The 17,587-nt window shown below is 56.9% G+C and carries 15 protein-coding genes and 1 pseudogene; 3 read left to right on the forward strand and 13 right to left on the reverse strand.

The genetic code is table 11. The annotated features are described in order from the left end of the window. Positions 1 to 94: 94 nt before the first annotated feature. Positions 95 to 1,129: a glutamine synthetase beta-grasp domain-containing protein gene (locus ASG19_RS08585; protein WP_062455284.1), complete on the reverse strand. Its 1,035-nt coding sequence runs from the start codon at positions 1,127 to 1,129 to the stop codon at positions 95 to 97. Between the two features lie 429 nt (positions 1,130 to 1,558). On the opposite strand from ASG19_RS08585, the gene ASG19_RS08590 reads away from it, so the two are divergent. Further along, positions 1,559 to 1,756 (forward strand): DUF2735 domain-containing protein, encoded by a 198-nt coding sequence (locus ASG19_RS08590; RefSeq protein WP_062455286.1) that lies wholly within the window; start codon positions 1,559 to 1,561, stop codon positions 1,754 to 1,756. Positions 1,757 to 1,852: 96 nt separating this feature from the next. Here ASG19_RS08590 and ASG19_RS08595 read toward each other — a convergent pair whose 3' ends face one another. After that, a complete protein-coding gene (locus ASG19_RS08595) occupies positions 1,853 to 3,763 on the reverse strand; it encodes a methyl-accepting chemotaxis protein (protein WP_062455288.1) in 1,911 nt (636 codons plus the stop codon). 607 nt (positions 3,764 to 4,370) lie between these two features. On the opposite strand from ASG19_RS08595, the pseudogene ASG19_RS08600 reads away from it, so the two are divergent. Together ASG19_RS08600 and ASG19_RS08605 are read left to right on the forward strand one after the other, a co-directional pair. Further along, a pseudogene (locus ASG19_RS08600) lies at positions 4,371 to 4,697 on the forward strand (DUF2325 domain-containing protein); the annotation flags it as partial. Further along, on the forward strand, positions 4,678 to 4,872 hold the full coding sequence (locus tag ASG19_RS08605; protein WP_062455292.1) for a hypothetical protein: 195 nt from the start codon (positions 4,678 to 4,680) through the stop codon (positions 4,870 to 4,872). The pseudogene ASG19_RS08600 and the gene ASG19_RS08605, both read left to right, overlap by 20 nt. Here ASG19_RS08605 and ASG19_RS08610 read toward each other — a convergent pair. The 11 genes from ASG19_RS08610 to ASG19_RS08670 form a co-directional block, all read right to left on the reverse strand. Beyond that, positions 4,869 to 5,192: a DUF423 domain-containing protein gene (locus tag ASG19_RS08610; protein WP_082476311.1), complete on the reverse strand. Its 324-nt coding sequence runs from the start codon at positions 5,190 to 5,192 to the stop codon at positions 4,869 to 4,871. The genes ASG19_RS08605 and ASG19_RS08610 overlap by 4 nt on opposite strands. 55 nt (positions 5,193 to 5,247) lie before the next feature. Then, complete coding sequence (locus ASG19_RS08615; RefSeq protein WP_244476126.1) at positions 5,248 to 5,673, reverse strand: group II truncated hemoglobin; 426 nt, start codon at positions 5,671 to 5,673, stop codon at positions 5,248 to 5,250. Positions 5,674 to 5,871: 198 nt separating this feature from the next. Then, positions 5,872 to 7,233: a hypothetical protein gene (locus tag ASG19_RS08620; protein ID WP_062455294.1), complete on the reverse strand. Its 1,362-nt coding sequence runs from the start codon at positions 7,231 to 7,233 to the stop codon at positions 5,872 to 5,874. 316 nt (positions 7,234 to 7,549) lie between these two features. Further along, positions 7,550 to 7,831, reverse strand: coding sequence for a hypothetical protein (locus tag ASG19_RS08625; RefSeq protein ID WP_062455296.1), 282 nt, complete (start codon positions 7,829 to 7,831; stop codon positions 7,550 to 7,552). Between the two features lie 168 nt (positions 7,832 to 7,999). After that, entirely contained in the window at positions 8,000 to 8,416 is a 417-nt protein-coding gene (locus ASG19_RS08630; protein ID WP_062455298.1) for a DUF4174 domain-containing protein, read from the reverse strand. 532 nt (positions 8,417 to 8,948) lie between these two features. Next, positions 8,949 to 10,793 carry a flagellin gene (locus tag ASG19_RS08635; protein ID WP_062455300.1) on the reverse strand — a complete coding sequence of 615 codons (1,845 nt, stop codon included), beginning with the start codon at positions 10,791 to 10,793 and terminating at the stop codon, positions 8,949 to 8,951. A gap of 524 nt (positions 10,794 to 11,317) precedes the next feature. Further along, positions 11,318 to 13,183, reverse strand: coding sequence for a TniQ family protein (locus tag ASG19_RS23495; protein ID WP_162238134.1), 1,866 nt, complete (start codon positions 13,181 to 13,183; stop codon positions 11,318 to 11,320). A 1-nt stretch (position 13,184) separates the two neighbouring features. Beyond that, positions 13,185 to 14,156 (reverse strand): ATP-binding protein, encoded by a 972-nt coding sequence (locus tag ASG19_RS08655; RefSeq protein ID WP_062455307.1) that lies wholly within the window; start codon positions 14,154 to 14,156, stop codon positions 13,185 to 13,187. A 2-nt stretch (positions 14,157 to 14,158) separates the two neighbouring features. Then, positions 14,159 to 16,294, reverse strand: a complete 2,136-nt coding sequence (locus ASG19_RS08660) for a DDE-type integrase/transposase/recombinase (RefSeq protein WP_162238135.1) — start codon at positions 16,292 to 16,294, stop codon at positions 14,159 to 14,161. 36 nt (positions 16,295 to 16,330) lie between these two features. After that, a complete protein-coding gene (locus ASG19_RS08665; protein WP_156466458.1) occupies positions 16,331 to 17,155 on the reverse strand; it encodes a hypothetical protein in 825 nt (274 codons plus the stop codon). 89 nt (positions 17,156 to 17,244) lie between these two features. Then, a complete protein-coding gene (locus tag ASG19_RS08670) occupies positions 17,245 to 17,577 on the reverse strand; it encodes a hypothetical protein (RefSeq protein WP_062455312.1) in 333 nt (110 codons plus the stop codon). Positions 17,578 to 17,587 lie beyond the last annotated feature (10 nt).

Below are 17,587 nucleotides of genomic sequence, written 5' to 3' on the forward strand. Positions count from 1 at the left end.
GCGTGCCGGGAAAGCCTCACGTGCAGAACCCCCGAAACAAAAAAACGCCGGCGCGAGGCCGGCGTCTTCGTTGTCCTTGGGAGGACGTTGTGTCTTAAGCGGCAGCGGACTTTGCGAGCGGCACTTCCGAAATCGTCTTCAGAACCTGCGAGGCGATCGCGTAGGGGTCGCCCTGGCTGTTCGGACGGCGGTCTTCGAGGTAGCCCTTGTAGCCGTTGTTGACGAAGGAATGCGGCACGCGGATCGAGGCGCCACGGTCGGCAACGCCGTAGGAGAACTTGTTCCACGGAGCCGTTTCGTGCTTGCCGGTCAGACGCAGGTGGTTGTCCGGGCCGTAGACGTCGATATGGTCCTGCAGGTTCTTGTCGAACTGCGCCATCAGCGCCTCGAAATACTCCTTGCCGCCCACTTCGCGCATGTACTTGGTCGAGAAGTTGCAGTGCATGCCGGAGCCGTTCCAGTCGGTATCTCCGAGCGGCTTGCAATGGAACTCGATGTCGATGCCGTACTGTTCCGTCAGACGCAGAAGCAGGTAGCGGGCCATCCAGATCTGGTCGGCGGCGCGCTTGGAGCCCTTGCCGAAAATCTGGAATTCCCACTGGCCCTTGGCCACTTCGGCATTGATGCCTTCGTGGTTGATGCCGGCTGCGAGGCACTGGTCGAGATGCTCTTCAACGATTTCGCGGGCAACCGAACCGACGTTCTTGTAGCCGACGCCCGTGTAGTACGGACCCTGCGGAGCGGGGTAGCCGCTTTCCGGGAAGCCGAGCGGACGGCCGTCTTCGTAGAAGAAGTATTCCTGTTCGAAACCGAACCATGCATCTTCGTCGTCGAGGATGGTTGCGCGGCTGTTGGACGCGTGCGGGGTAACGCCATCGGGCATCATCACTTCGCACATGACCAGCGCACCGTTGGTGCGGGCCGGATCCGGATAGATGGCGACCGGCTTCAGCACGCAGTCGGACGAACGGCCTTCGGCCTGATTGGTCGACGAACCGTCGAAGCCCCACAGCGGCAGCTGTTCCAGCGTCGGGAAGGTGTCGAATTCCTTGATCTGCGTCTTGCCACGCAGGTTCGGGACGGGGGTGTAACCGTCGAGCCAGATGTACTCGAGCTTAAACTTGGTCATATTTTATCTCTCAGGCCGTGGTGTTCATGGTTGAGCCATCCAGAGACTGCGACGCGAAAGCGCTGCATCCCGGGCATGAGACATAGGACGCACATACCGTGCCAGTTTTTGTCGTCGCCTGAAAATCCCGATAAAAAAGTCGTATGATTGGCCGGGCTTACATGTCTGCGGGTGACGACTGTAACGCCATCATCCCAGCCCGTTTGAAAATCAATCGATTTTTCGCGCACCCACCGGGGGTCTTGAAACTAGGAATTCTGCTTCGCGTCTGAGTTCCGCCGACGAAACTATATCGCCCTGAGCTCGTTTGCTTTCATTCGTGCCTAGCGCCGAACAGGCAAATGATGTAAAATAGTGCAGAAAGCACAAAAAATGTGCATATCTCTGGTTGGTATGCGTTTGAGTGCGCATTGAGGAGGAGGCGATAGGATGGTTATTGGCATCCATCGTGAGACAGCGCAGATCCTGCAATTTCCATTGACGCCACGGATCCGTCTTGAGAACGGCGCCACGGTGCCGGTCGGGACCTACCCGGTCGCGGTGCAGGACCACTGCTGGTATCATGAAGAAGCAGTGAGCAGTGCGCTGGTCGACACCAAGCCGGAACAGGGACCGAAACCCTGCTGAGCGTTGCGGGCCATCGCCGGATGGCCGATCCGAATTGAAAAATCCCGAGAGCATCGCTGCCCCCGGGATTTCACTGTCTGACTGTCCAGGCTTTTATCAGGCCGCGCGCATCCGGCGTGCCATGCCGCCGAGCTCACTGCCGCCTTCCAGCTTGAAGTTGGAAAGAAGCGCCTGAAGCTGGCGGCTTTCGGCTGCAAGCGTCTCGCTCGCTGCCGTCGTTTCTTCCACCATCGCCGCGTTTTTCTGGGTCATCTGGTCCATGTGGTTGACCGAGGAGTTGATCTCGGCCAGCGCCGTCGACTGCTCGCGGGCAGCCGTGGCGATGGATTCCACATGTTCGTTGACCTTGTTGACCAGGCTTTCGATCTCGACAAGTGCTGTACCTGTCGAGCGCACCAGCGAAACGCCGCCTGCGACTTCGGAAGCCGAGGCGCTGATTAGCGTCTTGATTTCCTTTGCCGCATTGGCGGAGCGCTGGGCGAGCTCACGCACTTCCTGAGCGACGACGGCAAAGCCGCGACCGGCTTCGCCAGCACGGGCGGCTTCGACGCCGGCGTTCAGCGCCAACAGGTTGGTCTGGAAGGCAATCTCGTCGATGACGCCGATGATCTGGCTGATCTTCGTCGAGCTGTCTTCAATGCGGCTCATGGCGGTGACGGCGCTGCGAACGATTTCGCCCGACTTTGCCGCACTCTGCTTGGTCTCGTAGACCATGTCGCGGGCTTCGGTGGCGCGGGCAGAGGCGGCACGCACCGTCGTGGTGATCTCGTCGAGGGCGGCTGCCGTTTCTTCAAGCGCTGCAGCCTGCTGCTCGGTCCGCTTGGAGAGGTCGTTTGCCGCCGAAGACAGTTCGGCGGAATTGTCGTTGATCGTGCCGGCTGCGCCGCGCACGTTGCTCATGGTGGCGCTTAGCCGGTCCATCGTCGAGTTGACGTTGGTCTGAAGCTCGGCAAATGCACCCTGGAACTGGCCGTTCATGCTCTGGGTCAGGTCGGCATCGGCAAGCGCTGCGATGACGCGGCGAACTTCCGTGACGGCATTGTCGACGCTTTCCACCAGCTGGTTGACGCCCGATGCAAAGCGGTTGAGGTCTTCGTTCTGGTAGTCCTTGCGGATGCGGCCGGAAAAATCGCCGGCGACAGCAGATGCGACAACTTTCGAAATCGACGTCTGCAGGTCGCTGGAACGCTCGTGAAGGGCTGCTTCCTGTGCCTTGAGGTCGGTCATGGCGACAGCGTTGGTATGGAATACCTCGACGGCGCGGGCCATCGCGCCGATTTCGTCGCCGCGGCTTGCGTCGACGCCATCGATGTTCATATCGCCCTTGGCAAGGCGGGTCATGGCTTCGGTCAGCTCGCGGATGGGGCGAACGATGCCACGGCGTGCGACGATCGTGCTGATCGTGGCGCCGATGATGATGAAGGCGAGGGCCGACAGCGCCGAAACCAGCATGGCGGTGGTCGAGGACGCAACGGCTTCTTCGCGGGCCACAGCCAGTTCCTTGCCCGAATAGGTGCTGTAGACCTTGACGGAGTCGGTGACGACCTTCTGGCCATCCAGCGCCTTTTTCAGCGCAGCCGAAATGGCGGCGGTGTCGGCTGCATTCTTTTCGGCGGTGTCCACCATGCTGCGGATCGAGACGAAATAGCTGTCGAGGGCGGCTCTCACCGTCTTCAGCTGATCCTGTTCAGCAGCGTCTGCGGTTGCCTCGATCTTCGGCAGGCGGGCCAGCATTTCGCCGGCGCGCTTTTCGGCGTCGATGCGGAAATCCTTGGCTTTGTCCGGCGCCGCGGCCAGCTGATAGGTCATGCGGCTAATTGCGATAATGTCGACCCGAAGATCCATCGCTTCACGAGCGACTTCTTCACGCGCGCCGACTGAAATGATTGCCTTTTGCAGGCCATAGAGCCCGCTTCCCGCAACGCCTGCAATAATAAGAGAAGAAAGGCCCATTACGACGGTAACGAGGCCGAGTTTCTTCGAAATAGCCATATCCCGAATTGCCATAGTGCACACCACTTCAACTTGCCCAACAATACATCCCAACCCGCCAATTCTCGGCATGCGCGAGGACGCCCACCTAACCTATTGCCGTAATTGCGCTAATCGCTGGTTAAAATAGCGGGCGAATATTTGTCCGGACTTGGGCGAAAACTGACAGTACACGCCAGGGTCTGAATTTATTCTCGGTTTTGAGCAAATGCTCAGTATAGGGTACGCTAAAACTGCTGTGAATCCCGAGGCTTCGTTGATCGAGCTGTAAGCCTACGTCGGCCTTGCCTATCGATGCCCCGAAAAACCACGGTCTGCTGCCATACGCTACGTGAGCAGAAAAACTGCCATTCGGCGCGCGTGTGGGTCGAAAACGACGCGGGCTGCGTCCCTCAATTAATATGAGTGAAAGAGTCGACTTTAATCTTTACTCTCAAATTCAAGTTTCATATGGTGCGCCAACGACGGGGTTTGCCCCGAATTATTCCGGGCCAATACGGAGAGCATCATGGCGAAGAAACAGAAGCGGAAAAATACGAGTGGCGGCAATGCCGCATCCGATGCTGCGGCATCCTCGAACCGCAGCGCTGCCAATGGCGCCTCCGGGATCGGCGGGGAAGTGGTCGACATCCGCAGCTTTCTCTATGTCGGCGGCCGGGACTGCCAGGTGGCCCATCTGCGCGCCATCGCCACCCGCCACGGCGCGGAACTGATCCATCACGACGGTGGGTTGCGCGAGGCGGTTTCCCGCATCGATACGGTGCTTCCCTCGGTTGACTGCGTGTTCTGCCCGATCGACTGTATCAGCCACGATGCGTGTCTGCGGGTAAAGACCGGATGCAAGAAGTTCGGCGTCACCTTCATCCCCTTGCGCAACGGGTCGAAGTCAAGCCTTGAGCGGGCGCTGCAGACAATCAAGGATCGCAATGATGAAAACAGGTTATCCTGATCAGCCTATTCTCGATCGCGAGGGGCGCGATCTCGACGCGATGGCGGTCCTGCACAAGCTCGCCGAACAGAGCGGCGACGGCATGGTGACCGAGCTTTACCGGCTCGCGATGGACCGCTCGCAGGATACGGCTTTGCCGAGATCGATACCTTCGAGCCAAACCCGGACGTTCTAGCGCCGGTCCTCGGCGCGCAAAAACGCTCCGATCGCGATTGCGAGCCAGCCGAGAATCATAAGATTGCCGCCGAGCGGCGCGGCAAACGGAAAAAGTCGGCTTCCGAGATAATGACGCGCCACCAGATCACCCGCAAACACGATCGTCCCAAGGCCCAGAATGAGACCGGCCAGCGTCGCTGTGCGGATCTGCTGATGTCCGAGATAAAGAGCGAGCAGCACCGGCGCGTGCGCCAGGCACATCATCGAGGCAGACCCGAGCAAAAGCGTATCGCCGCCATGACTTGCGGCAGCCGCAAGGCCTACGCCGCAGGCGCCCATCAGACCGCTCGCAAAGAGAATGAACGGCCGCAGTTTATCGAGTCTCGCCAAGGCTCTATTCCCTGTTTTGCATGTGATGAGCCAGCCGCTCGATCGGCGGCCAGATGATGTCGCGCAGGGCCGGGCTTGCGATCGTCTCGTCCATGGCGCGGCGGAAGCACAGCAACCATTCGTCGCGCTCCACCGGTCCGATCTCAGCGCCGAAATGGCGCGAGCGAAGGCGAGGGTGCCCGTGTTTTTCCACATAGACGGGCGGGCCGCCGAGATAGCCGGTCAGATAGTCATAGAACTTCGCTTCACTTCCCGTCAGACTTTGCGGATGAACGGCCCGGCAGCGGGCAGCTTCCGGCAGCGTATCCATCAGGGTGTAGAAGCGCGCCGCAAGGGCCCGAACCGTCGCATCACCCCCGATCGCCTCGTAAAGAGTAATCGTTTCGCCGGATGTGGTCTGCCTGTCCTCGTCTGCCATCACGGTTTCCATGGCTCACCCATCCGGCGTCTTAGACGGATCAAGGGTGGTTGATCGTTCAAGGCTTGGTAGGCCGGAGCAACCGTCAGGGCAAGACCCGGACTAGGGCCTGAGGGGCAAAGCGATGCCGGGCGACGGTCAGGGAGTATCTTTGCATCGATGGTGCCGCCGACGCGGGTCGGCGGGCACGATGGAGTGCAGCGGCCTTTTTCAGGCGAGCATTCTGACCTTTTCGGTCACGCCTGCATCCGCATTCGACACATGGGTCGAATTGAGCTTGCGGGCGACGATGTCGTGGTTGAGCCACACGACAGGACCGGTCGGGTTCGAGGTTTCCGCAAAGATCAGCTGTCCGGTTGCCTCAACGACCAGCGTGCTCAGCAGATCGCTGATCAGAACCTTGCTGTCCTTGTGCATCTGCGTGATCTCGGCCGAGGTGCCGATGGTGAGATCGGACTGGCCCTGGCTGTTTGGCATCGGCCAACGCTTGAAATCGTAGAAGGGCTGCATGACTTCGTCTGCCTGAAGATCGATGATCTTCTGCAGCGTGTCTTCAACCGTGTAGCCGTCTGCCAGGCGCTCCTGGCAGGCCTGCCACAGTTCTTCAGCCCAGGCGCCGCCGCCTTCCTTCTTCAATGCGAGAAGGAGAGGGATGAGCGGCAGTTCGATACCGGCAAACACGTCGGAAGAGTTGGTCCGGATTTCCGGGCAGTTGTAGACGGTCGCCTTGATGCCATCGGCCCAAGCCTTGCGCGCTACATCCTCAAGGCGCATCTTGGCATAGCCCTGCGTGTAGTTGGTGTAGGTCTGCCAGCGATATTCGTCGCCGATCAGGATGCCGGTGCCGTGATATCCATAGGCCGTGTAGCGCACCTGGTTGCCCGCTGCTTCGATCCGCGTGCGGATGGCGGTGCTGAGATCGATCAGGTGGTGATAGGTGTTGGCGGAAACCTCGTCGAAGTTTGCAAGGATCAGCTTGCCCATGTCGCTGTCGAGCAGTGTCTGCGAGGACATGTGGCGGGCGCCGCGGCCCTTGTAGATGCGGTTGGCAATGACGAGGAAAGCCTTCGCCTTGGGGATGCCACCCGCCATCGTATGAGCAAAGAAGACATTCTTGCCGGCCGGGATCATGTCTTCGAGGATCGCCATGACTTTCGTCAGCGAATCCCGGAAGCGCTCCACGCCGACTGTGCGGCATGCCTCGATGTGATCCCAGTCCAGTTTGTCGGTCTGCCAGCTTTCGAGCGTCATGTCGGCCAGAAGATCGGTCGGGGTCGGCGTGCCGGCCGGTGAGTCGAGATCAAAGCCCGCCATCAGCGGAACGTTAATGATCTTGCCGCCGAGCTGCGTTTCCGCAGCCTGCAGTTCGTCATCGGTCAGCGGACGCAGCGCGTTGTTCTCGTCGCGGCGCCCGACGGTGATGCCGACGATCTTCATGCCCGCACGCTTGGCCTCTTCGATCAGCCCGGTCGCGTAACCGCGCCCGAACAGCTCGCCGAACAGAACAAACACGTCACCTTTGCGAAAGACGACATTTTGGGAAATGCGTTTCAGGGGGATCGGATTTTCCATGGCGCAAACTCTCTCAAAAAGGACCGGAATCGATCCCTCGAATATCTTTGAGACCTAGTGCACCATAAAAACGGGAAATGGGAACTCATTTTGCGTGTCCAAGTATGTCGATTCGTGAACTGGCGCGGTGATCAGGGCGGTTGTTAAGGCCGATCGTCCGCCTAACAGCCGTGCCGAAACCGTGTCGGGACGGCAGCCCGTCCGTCTTCCACGACCATCCGCGCTGTGCATAGCGCAACGCCGGCACGTGCGCGACAAGGCGCGTTGCATCAGATTTTATGAGCTCAATCTTGGAATAATCCTGCTGCGGCAGGGCCTATACGCGCTGCATGCGCTCCTGAAGCGCATCCACGACGGCCTGCAGGAACGCCTTGCGCCGCTCGTCCGTCGTTGCGTCAGCCGTGACCTTGAGCGGCCCGCGGATATTGTTCATGAAACCGGAGTGGTTGAAACTGTCGGCGGCCACGTTGACCTCGACCTCGTCCATGTAATGCGACAGCAGGGGCGCCAAAGCGAGGTTGGTGTCCTTCTGGTACTGGTGGGCCATCACCTGAGCAAGCTTACCCATCTGCACGTACGGACCGAATTCGGCGCTCATCTGTCATCGTCTCCTTCAATTCATGGCCTAGGCGCCTAAGGTAGGGTGAACGCGTCGCAACGCAAATGTCGATCGGGAATATGCCCGCGTTTTCCGAAATGGTCGCGAAAAGTTGAACGAATCGGAGTCGTTGCATGCCACGGATATCCCAATGTCGTCTGAGGTCATTCAGCCTTTTCCGCCGCGGCGCATCGGCATGCGATCGATCAGGTCGAACATCTCGACGTCGCTGACGACCGTATCGCTTTTCAGCTTCACGCCGCCATCCTTGCCGACAAGGACGACATGAAACGCACCGTCCGCAATATTTGCCTCCGCGCGCAGCCTGCGCGCGTCGATCCGGTCGGCGTCACCATAGATCGTTTCCACGACATCTCCGGAAACCTGCAGCACAACCATGTCGCGCTCCGCCAATTCCGCCTTTTGCGATGTCAGGATGCCGACCTGTCGGGCAATCGATGCATCGCCCTTGTCACCAAAAAGGATGAGGACACGCTTTTTCCATTCGAGGTGTGAAAGGCTGTCCATGGCAAACACCTGCGAGGTTGCGAGCGAGAGGGCGAAGGCGATGAGTGTTCGTTTCATGCGGTCATCTCCAGATCTACCGAAGGAACGCAACAAACGCGTGATGGTTCAGGTGCTTCCTGTCTGTACGCCCTCTCTGGATTCTTGAGCTAGTCGCTCCCATCTTATGATCATCAACTGAAATAGGGAGGTTGCGATGGCAGATACCTCTGCGCACGCACGCGATGGCAACGTCATGGAAATTCTGTCTCCCACCCGGGTCGCCGGCCCGGGCTCGCCCATTTGCGACTGCTGTCGACAACCGAGATCCGCTGAGGAGTTCGATCAGGATTGCTGCGGGATCTGCATGACCTGTCTCGAGTGTGACGACATGCTGGTGGATGTGGAGCCTGAGGCATCGCCTTGCACGGCAAGAGGGCGTCCGGTGCCGTGAGCGGCCAGATGGTGGCAATGGTGCCGGGCAGGGTGGTCTCGATACGCGCCACAGCGGAAGCGCGGTGAACCACCGAACGCCTGGTCATGACGATGTCGACCAGAGAATGAAAGGAGGGCTGGATCCGTGAAAGAACTTCGGCCAGCGCTCCAGGTGCGTTCAGGAGTTGAAGAGCTGCATAATCGTCTCGCTGCTGCTATTGGCGATCTGCAACGTCTGAACGGCAAGTTGTTGCTGCGTCTGGATTGCGGACAGCCTAGCAGAGGCTTCCTCCATGTCCGTGTCGACAAGGCGGCTTACACCGCTTTCGATATTGTCCATGAGGGTTGAGTTGAAGCTTGTCTGCATGTCGAGACGCTGCTGGAGCGAACCAAGGAACGCGGCGCCGTCGACAACCCTCGATTTCGCGGTTTCGATGTAGCTCAGATAATTGTCGATATTGTCGGGGTTCTCTTCGATGTCGATGTCGATAAAGTCGAGCGCCGGACGAGGCTCGTTGCTGACGCGGATTTGGCTGAACGTTATGCTTGTTCCGCTTCCCCATTTCCGATCGACTGCGGGATCTGACTTGATGGTGACGTGGGTGGCATCCGTCGCCTCGATGACTAGGTTTGGCCAATCGGCGTCGAGCAGCGAGTGCAGCAGAGTTTCCATCTCCTCTGCGGTCGCGACCGTACCGTCGGTCTTGTTCAGCAGCGTATTCACATAGGTGCGATCAAAGGAATAGGATTTCTGGGACGCACCATTGACCGCGAAATTGAAGTTGATCTCGATACCGTCTTCGTTCTCGCCGTCATTGTATAGAGTGAAGTCTCGGAACTCGAGGCTTAAGCTCGACCCACGTAAGCCATAGGCAGAATTCTCTTTCAAACCACCGTTGCTGACGCCAGTGCTACTCAGGTTCGAGATGCCGACATAGGATCCGTCACCATTTTTCTGGAGCGTCATGATGCTCATTTTCTTGGGATCGTGGACGCGATTTTTTGAATCCGGGGGATCGTACATGAAGGAGTCGGCTGAAACCAAGGCGCCGAGTGGATTCAACTGCCTGTTGAGGACGCCTGCGAACTGCGTGTTGGTCGATATGACTCCACCAAGACTGGCATCATAGGCGTCCACGTCAGCCTTGGTGATTGTGATCGTAGTGCTCACTCCTCCAAAGTAGGGCCCGGGAAGCTGGCTTGGGTCCTCCACTTCCTTGTCAAGCAGGAGTGTGAAGCTGATGTTCGAACCGGCCGTGTTGAAATCGAGAGGCGCTTCATCCGGGAAATCGTTCAGAGCGAAGAGGCCGGCACTGCCAGTGGATCGTTCCGGGGTCATCCAATCCATAGACCCGTCATCGGTATAGTATACCGTCGAGTCGGAGTAGCTGGAATAGGAGGTCGGATAGCGGATTCCGCCGACCGTATAGGCATCGCGCGCATCGGCTTGAAGCAGGCCGCCACCGGTGGTGTTGAACAGAGAAATCGATGAGAGATCAGATTCCATTTTCTGAACTGATACCCCGGATGCAGTCCGGGTGAAGCCTGACACCACGGACGACTTGTTGATCGTGTTGTCATAGATGTCGGCAATGTCGGTGTTCAGCCAGTTTTCTCCGCTGAAACTCGCGCCGTTGGCGATGGAGACGACCTGCTCTTTCAACTTGTCCAATTCGAGCTGGATCTGCCCCTTGTCGACGCTGGTCTCTTTTGCGGTGACGAGTTTGGCTTTGAACTCATCCAGAACATCGATCACGGCCTCCATGCCCTGATAGGCAGTGTCCACCTTGGCGGTGCCGAGCCCGAGCGCATCGCTGGCGGCTGCTATGGCGTCGGTGTCGGACCGCATCGTCGTCGAAATGGACCAGTACGCGACATTGTCGGCGGCGGTCTGAACCCTTAGGCCCGAACTGACTTGCTGTTGCGTGCGCTCCATGTTCGAATTCAGTGTGCGCAAGGTCTGAAGCGCATTTGTTGCAGCGATGTTGGTCAAAATACTGGTCACGTAGAGCCCCACAAGCATGGGCTAGCGCTTCGAACTGCGCCGCAGATCGATGAAAGACTAGCAATGATCGGATCACGTTTACGGTTAACCCCCTCAGGGTGCCTGCCATCATGGCAAGACCGTCCCTATGCCGGAGAGGCTAGGGCTGCTCGAGTGTCGTTATTACAATCTTAGATCGAGCACTTCAGGTATCTATGTGCCGCAAACTTGACTAACGTCAAGTTAATGGTTGTAAAGCAAAACGAAATTTTCACCATAGGCTGGCGGTGACCGATTTGATTGGCCCGCGTAGGTTTGCGCCTGCGAATGGCTCGCAAATGAATTTCCAGATGAAAATCAATATGTTAATGCAGGGTCTTTTTCCGCATTCGCTAGGTTGGTAACCGATGTCGCCATAGGTGTGCGCCACTCACCGCGACAGGTCTGCGTCTGACAATCACCTGGGCCATTTACATCACTCGAAATGCGCTCCGAAAAATTGAGAATCTAGGCCAAAAAAAAGCCCGCGTGGGCGGGCATGAATTAATCTCCGAGTTGAGTGATTACTTCCTCAGCCTGGCGACGGCCTCAGCGATCCTGTGAGCATCCACTTCGGCCCGACGATAAAACCTGGAAACGAGTCCCGCACGTTCCGGAGACGTTTTGACCCCGGCCTTTTCCATAGTCGTCGTGATGACGATCGGATGGGTGTCGTACAACTTGGAGAGTTCGCCCAACATGATGTACTCCGCTTCGAAAGCTCGGATGGATTCGAGAGTAGCGTAGTCTTGACGACGCATCGTGTAGGGATTGGTGAGCTTCTTTACAACGATCAAACCGCGTTGCACGAGGTACGAGATCGTCAGGCTTTTGACCTGCAGCGCCACTCGTGCATCATCGAGCTTGATAAAGCCAGCGTTATGTTTCTCCCACTCGGCAACGCGAGCGGGAACGATCAGTCCTACTGCCTCTGTAAGATCGACCCGTAAGTCGTTCAACCTGAAGGCTTCTGATTTCACCATCGTGACACTGGAAAGCTTGGCGTTCGTTACGAGGGCGATGACATCAGTCGTTGAACAGCCGCACGCTTGGCAGACGTCCCTAATCGTCGATAGGCCGCCGGAGCTAGACTCTGTCGTCGCGGCCATGATTTTCGCCTTGAATTGCTCCACGTCTTCTTTTCGAATTCGGGCGTACGCTCTCGTGTCTGCCCTGTTCTCAACGCGCGGGATAAGACCTGTGCCGAGGATGTCAGCCATTACTTTTTCCGTGACGCCAAGTTCTTCGCGGACTTCCTTGCTGGTCAACGTGCGGCTCGCTTCTTCAAGGATGCCGTGAGCTTGCTCCGCGTTAAAAAAGATGCGGCTCGGATGCAAGTTTTGTGGCCCGATCAACTTGCTGTCTCGCATAAGTTGGATGACCCGCTTCTCAAACAGGCCATACTCCAGGCTCGCGGAAACGACCGAGTGGAGATGGCGCTCATGGACCGGAACAAAACACATATCGCCCGCTCCGAACGGCAGATTGCGAACGGCGATGTCTTGAAGGAGGCTGACGGTTTCAGCGTAGCGTGGCACGGCGCTATTGCTTCGAAGCCATCGTCCCAATTGACCAAAAAGAAATTTCTCGGCGGTGCTCGGTTTGCGAACGTTAATGAAGGTGACGATCACATTGCGAATCGCATCAGCACCCTGTCGCGCGACGTAAAAACCTGCTTCTCGCGGCGAGGCAGATTGAAGTGAGGCGGGTAGGAGCGACGATGTTGCTTCGTGACGTTTCATGAATTTACCAAGGTAGGAACACAGCTCGACGGCTACATGGACCTCAAAGCGGTCAAGATATGGTTCTTCCTTGACGCCGAGGATTCGATTTTCGATAAACCGATCGACTTCGACACCCTCGTCTGTAACTGGATCCGCCGCCTGAGCTTCAATAGTCGAAAAATTTGCTGTGACATAACGAGCAAAATCGTCTTCCTGAAACTTCGGGAATTGGACTTCGATTAGAGGGCGTTGATGGTCGGTACAATTTACTACCGCTCTAGTAAGCCACTGGACCCGCACAAACGGGCGTGACGCCGGTTGCTCACTTCCTTGCCGACAGTCATGAAGGATGCAAGAAGGGCAATACCGGAATCGATTGCCTCGTCGCATCTCTTTGTTAAAGGTGGCGTGACCAAGGCTCCAATACTTCCTTTTGGTTTCCGTCCGGACAGCGAATTGCGAGAGGTCCGTGGGCTTGGCCCCGGACCAATGCGCCAACTTTGCGATTGCCTTTTCCTCACCCACGTAAAGATCGCGCAGCGAGACCCGTCCGGATGCGAGAAATAACCGAAGCGATCGATAGCCGTTCCCAGCACTCAACCGGGAGGCTAAGCTGATCGCATTTTCGCGACCAATCCTATGGGTGACAGGGACAGGGAGGACCACTTTACTTCTCCTCCTCATCGCGCATGGCTTTCAGCGTTTCCTTGACCTCCAGTTGCTCCCAGTTTTCGGCTAGAAAAATGTTTTCCTTCAATAGTGCACCGGTGTTCCGTTCGTATTCCTGAGCGAAATGGCTGACGGTGAGTTCGGACTTTCGCTTTGTCAGGGCGCGAAAACATGCGCGACGAATGTCGCCAATCGCGGTTCCCCAGGCGCCGTGAGTGGATTTGCAAAGACGACCGAGAAAATCGTCTTCCCTCAAGTTATCACGCAACTGAAGTCCGCAGTCCGCTGAAACCTCATTGAGCAGACCTGCAAACACATATTTGTCGCTCTCGATTTCGAGCCGTCGAAACGGGAAAACCATCGATCTCCGACCGATTTGCTGATCATCGCGCATTCGTTCGATACGCGGCATCCCTGAAAGGATGACATGTAGCGGCCACTCTTCCCAGTCGACAAGCTGCTTAACCATGTCTTGAACCGCTTCAAAAGCCGCATTGGTCTGGGAGCGCACCGTATGCTGCGCCTCATCGAAATGGAGGATTTTGACCTTATGAGCCATGAGCGCGTCCATCATCATGGGTGTCAGCAGCTTTTCACTCCCCTCCGCAGGCAGGTCGAGTGCCTTAAACACCTGCTCCACAACGACATTCGTTTTGCTTTCCTTTGGAAGCTTGATGCTGAGAGCAGGACGAACAAGAGCATTATGTTCGTTTCGATAAGGCTGCAACGCTGGATTTGTCTGAAGGATATGCTTTAGGGCTGTCGACTTCCCTGTACCTGCTGGGCCGGTGACGAACAGCCCGCGACGATCCTCGCAGGAACCGTATTCGAAAAAGTCGTCGATGTTATCGAGCATGGATTGGATCTCATCAGCGAGATCGTCGTCGCGGTCGTTCTTAAGCCGTTTCTGGCGGACTTGGTTTTTAAGCGCACGCAAATTTGCGCGATGAAGGTCAATCTGATCGGTCATTTTTAGTCATCCCATTTTGAACGAGAAAAATTGGAGGGCGAGGGAGTGCGCGGGGTTGGCGCAGGTTGAAGCTCCGCAGGCCGTACGCGACCGACAACACCCCCTCGGAGTTCGTCAGGAGGAAGCTGCACCGGCGCGTTGGTGTCGATGGGCAGGCCTGTAGTCCGTCCTGATGCAACCCCGGTGTAGATTTTCTTTCGCATTTTCGCGAGCTTGGCTGGGGACGGTACAGCGGGATCAAGGCCAGCACGGAGGGTGGCAGCTTTGCCGTTTTCACGGTTGCGTAGGATGAAGTCGTGGACCGTCGAAGTGTGCCGGTCCGTCCGGGCCGCATTCTCTGCCAAGAATTCCTTGTTCGCCTCGTCCCACTCGGCGAGTGTCAGGTCCTCGACTAGATCAATGTTGTTCGGGACCGGGAACCAGCCGCCATCCTCTTGTTTGACGAGGATTTCGTTGATGTAGGTCTCGTCAAACTTGAATTCGAAGGTCCGCCGATCGAGTGCTTCTGTGGCAAGGCGCTCGTTCATGTATGGGACGTTATGTTTGACGATGCCGTATTGCGTGATCGGTGCGGTGTGAACTTCTCCGAAAGCGCGAAGCATGTCGATCGGCCGTGGAGGCGGTGTGACTTTGTACGTCTCCACGGCATCGACCCAAGCATCGTGCGGACATTGGCCACCAAGCGAGCCATGGCGACGAACGTGGTAGTAATCGTTGATTGCCTGCACGACGATTTCGTTGAACTCGCTTGCTGCAAGCGACGCATGGGCCTTGGGATCATAATCGCCTTTTTCCCAAATGTTTCGGAAGGTTTGACCGTCGAAAAACCGAGTCAAGAAAGGCCCAATGGTATGAAACAGACTTTCGATAAATGGGCGCTTCTTGGGTTGGCCAGCAGGAGGCCGCGTTGCTCCAATTTTGAGAGAATTCAGAGCGTTGACGACCTCGTCTGATGTGAGGGCAGAGCCATGGTCGCTTACGACCAGCTTTGGCTTGCAAACGCCGACCCACGGATTTTGAGCCCCCGCGATCTCAGAGATTGCTGTCTTATCCGTCATAATCATTCGGAGCATGCCCAGGGCAGCTTCGGTGTTCGGAGCTTGAGCGACCTTGACAGCCAAAACGTACCGCGTGGCCGCATCAATCGCGAACACAAGCCAGAGCCGGATTTTTCGCAGCTTTGCTCGCTGTTTTGCAGTCACACCTTCCAGGGCGCCAGCCTTCGAGAAGAATGTGAAGAGATCACCCTTCCATTCGTCGATCTCGACCCGCTTGCCAGGGAGGATCACATTATAGCTGCGAAGATTAGGCGCGAAATATTTGAGAGCGTATTCCTCACCTTCGCGAGAGGCCACAACGTCGAACGCGGGCAACGATGCGATGATATCGTTGAATTTCGTCCGTGAGAGCTGATAAAGCTGCTCCTCCTCGCGGAGGTTTCGGTTCGCGACTGCAAGCTGCGCCTTGTATTCGTCGAAGATCAGAGCCTTGGTTGGCTTGAGGCGGCTCATGTATCCACGGGCGCACTGGAGCGCGAGATCATATGCCTCCGGCGTCCAAAGTGCAGTTTTTCGCCCCGGTCCGGTGTGCTTTGGGATCAGGGAGAGCACATTGCGGCCACTTGCCACGAACGCGCGATATCGCCGGTTGAATGTGGAAACGGTGAGCTTGCCGGACTCGGCGACGACGACATCACAACGCGCTCGCTTTGAAACGAGGCTCCAATTCTCGTCGATCCATTTTTGGAAGTCGGGACCGGAACGACTGATTTTGCCTTCAATCAAGCACCGCTCTTCGTAGATCTCGAAGAAAGCTCGGCGAATGTTGGCTCGGTCCCGATTACTCTTGCTGCTTTGATCGAATGTCTTGCCGCCAAATCGGATGTTTAGAGCTTGAACATTGGGGTTCTGTGCTCCTTCATCGATCCACGCCTTGCCCGACTGGATGTACTTCCAGATCTGGTCATGGGTCAGTTCCAACGGTTCACGCCAAGGTTCATCGGCGTGCCGGAAGCTAAGTCCGCCGGGAATTTTTGAGGAAAGAAGCCACGGCTCGTCCTCAACCATGAAGCGATCCTCGCGAGTGATGTCCGCGATGGGATTCTTCAGTGGCTTAGGTGTAACAACGTCTTGGTTCATGGGTATCCCTCGAAGCCGCATCGGCTGTACCCGGCGCTAGTGCGCCGGGTTGCGTGCGAGATAGGTGAGTTCGGTGATGCGTTCGCCTGTCGGCGAGATGAGCACGCCGAGATCAATCAGCCGCCAAACAGCGACACGCCGTTCATCGATGTTGCGACAGGAGCGTAGGAGATCGCCGAAGCGAACGTACCCATTGATGGTGCGAACGATATCCAGGAGGTCGGACACTTCTTGATCGATCTCGAATTCGCGGGACCAGAAAATGAAATCGGCGTTTTCGGCCGCTTCAATTGAGCCGTACGTTTCGCTAAGGAACTGGAAGTCGTCGACTTGAGCCGAACTGGGATCGACTTTGATGCGCTCGATAAGGTCCTCCATCTCATCGCGCTTTCGTTCGGGCTTAATGACGATGCCAACCCTCCAGCCGTCTTTGTAGATGATCAGGTAATCGATCGTGTGCTCGTGCGGTTTCCGTTGGGCGTCGTGATAATTGAACAGCAGGGCCTGTGAGTGAATCTCCGCAATGTCCCGCCTGGTCATGAGCCGCAGGAGACAGCGATGCTCGATTTCGCTATCGAAGTAGACACGTACCTCATTGAAGAACTCGAACCCCTTTGCGGAAGACTTGTCCTTCCGGAGCGGGTTGCGAAGTGCGAGCCCGTGTGTTGGTTCGTAGAAGGTCTCGTCTTCAATCCGGATCGGCCGGTCCGTGGATTTGGCAAAATCCATTGGCGAGGTGGTGACTCGCAGGGTCGGATCTTCCATTCCTCCGATACCGGCCTTGCGTTTGTGAATGAAGCCCAAGCCTGCTCTTTTCATTCTCATTCGAGCGGCAACTAGACGCGCAGCATGAATGGTCATTGTAACCCCTTGAAATCCAGAAATTTTTCAGCAATAGACGGAGCGCGATCACCAACGTGAGCTAGTGATCGCGGACTTGAATCCGTGGCTCATTCTTTGGAATGAAGGCGGCTGTGTTGCGCGGCAACGCTTTCACCGAAGCGGGCTGCTCGAACCATGAAGGGGTCCAGGCAGCGGATCGAGTTGTGGAAAACGTGCTTTGACAGCGTCTCCAGAGGCCAAATTCCTTGGACGGTCCGCTGACTGTTGAGCCACGCAACTTCGCCTCGATACTCGGCATAGAGGCTTGCAATACTTGGTCGGCTTGGGTGCAGATACCGCGAGGCGTGTCTCAGAAAGATGTTGCGGCTCTGAGGATCGACGTTTCGAAGAAGATCTTCGATACGTGCCTTCAACTTCTGCATTTCAGCAAGTTTGCTCATATTCGCTCCT

It is taken from the genome of Rhizobium sp. Leaf306 (assembly GCF_001423425.1).
In the GTDB taxonomy this organism is placed as follows: domain Bacteria; phylum Pseudomonadota; class Alphaproteobacteria; order Rhizobiales; family Rhizobiaceae; genus Neorhizobium; species Neorhizobium soli.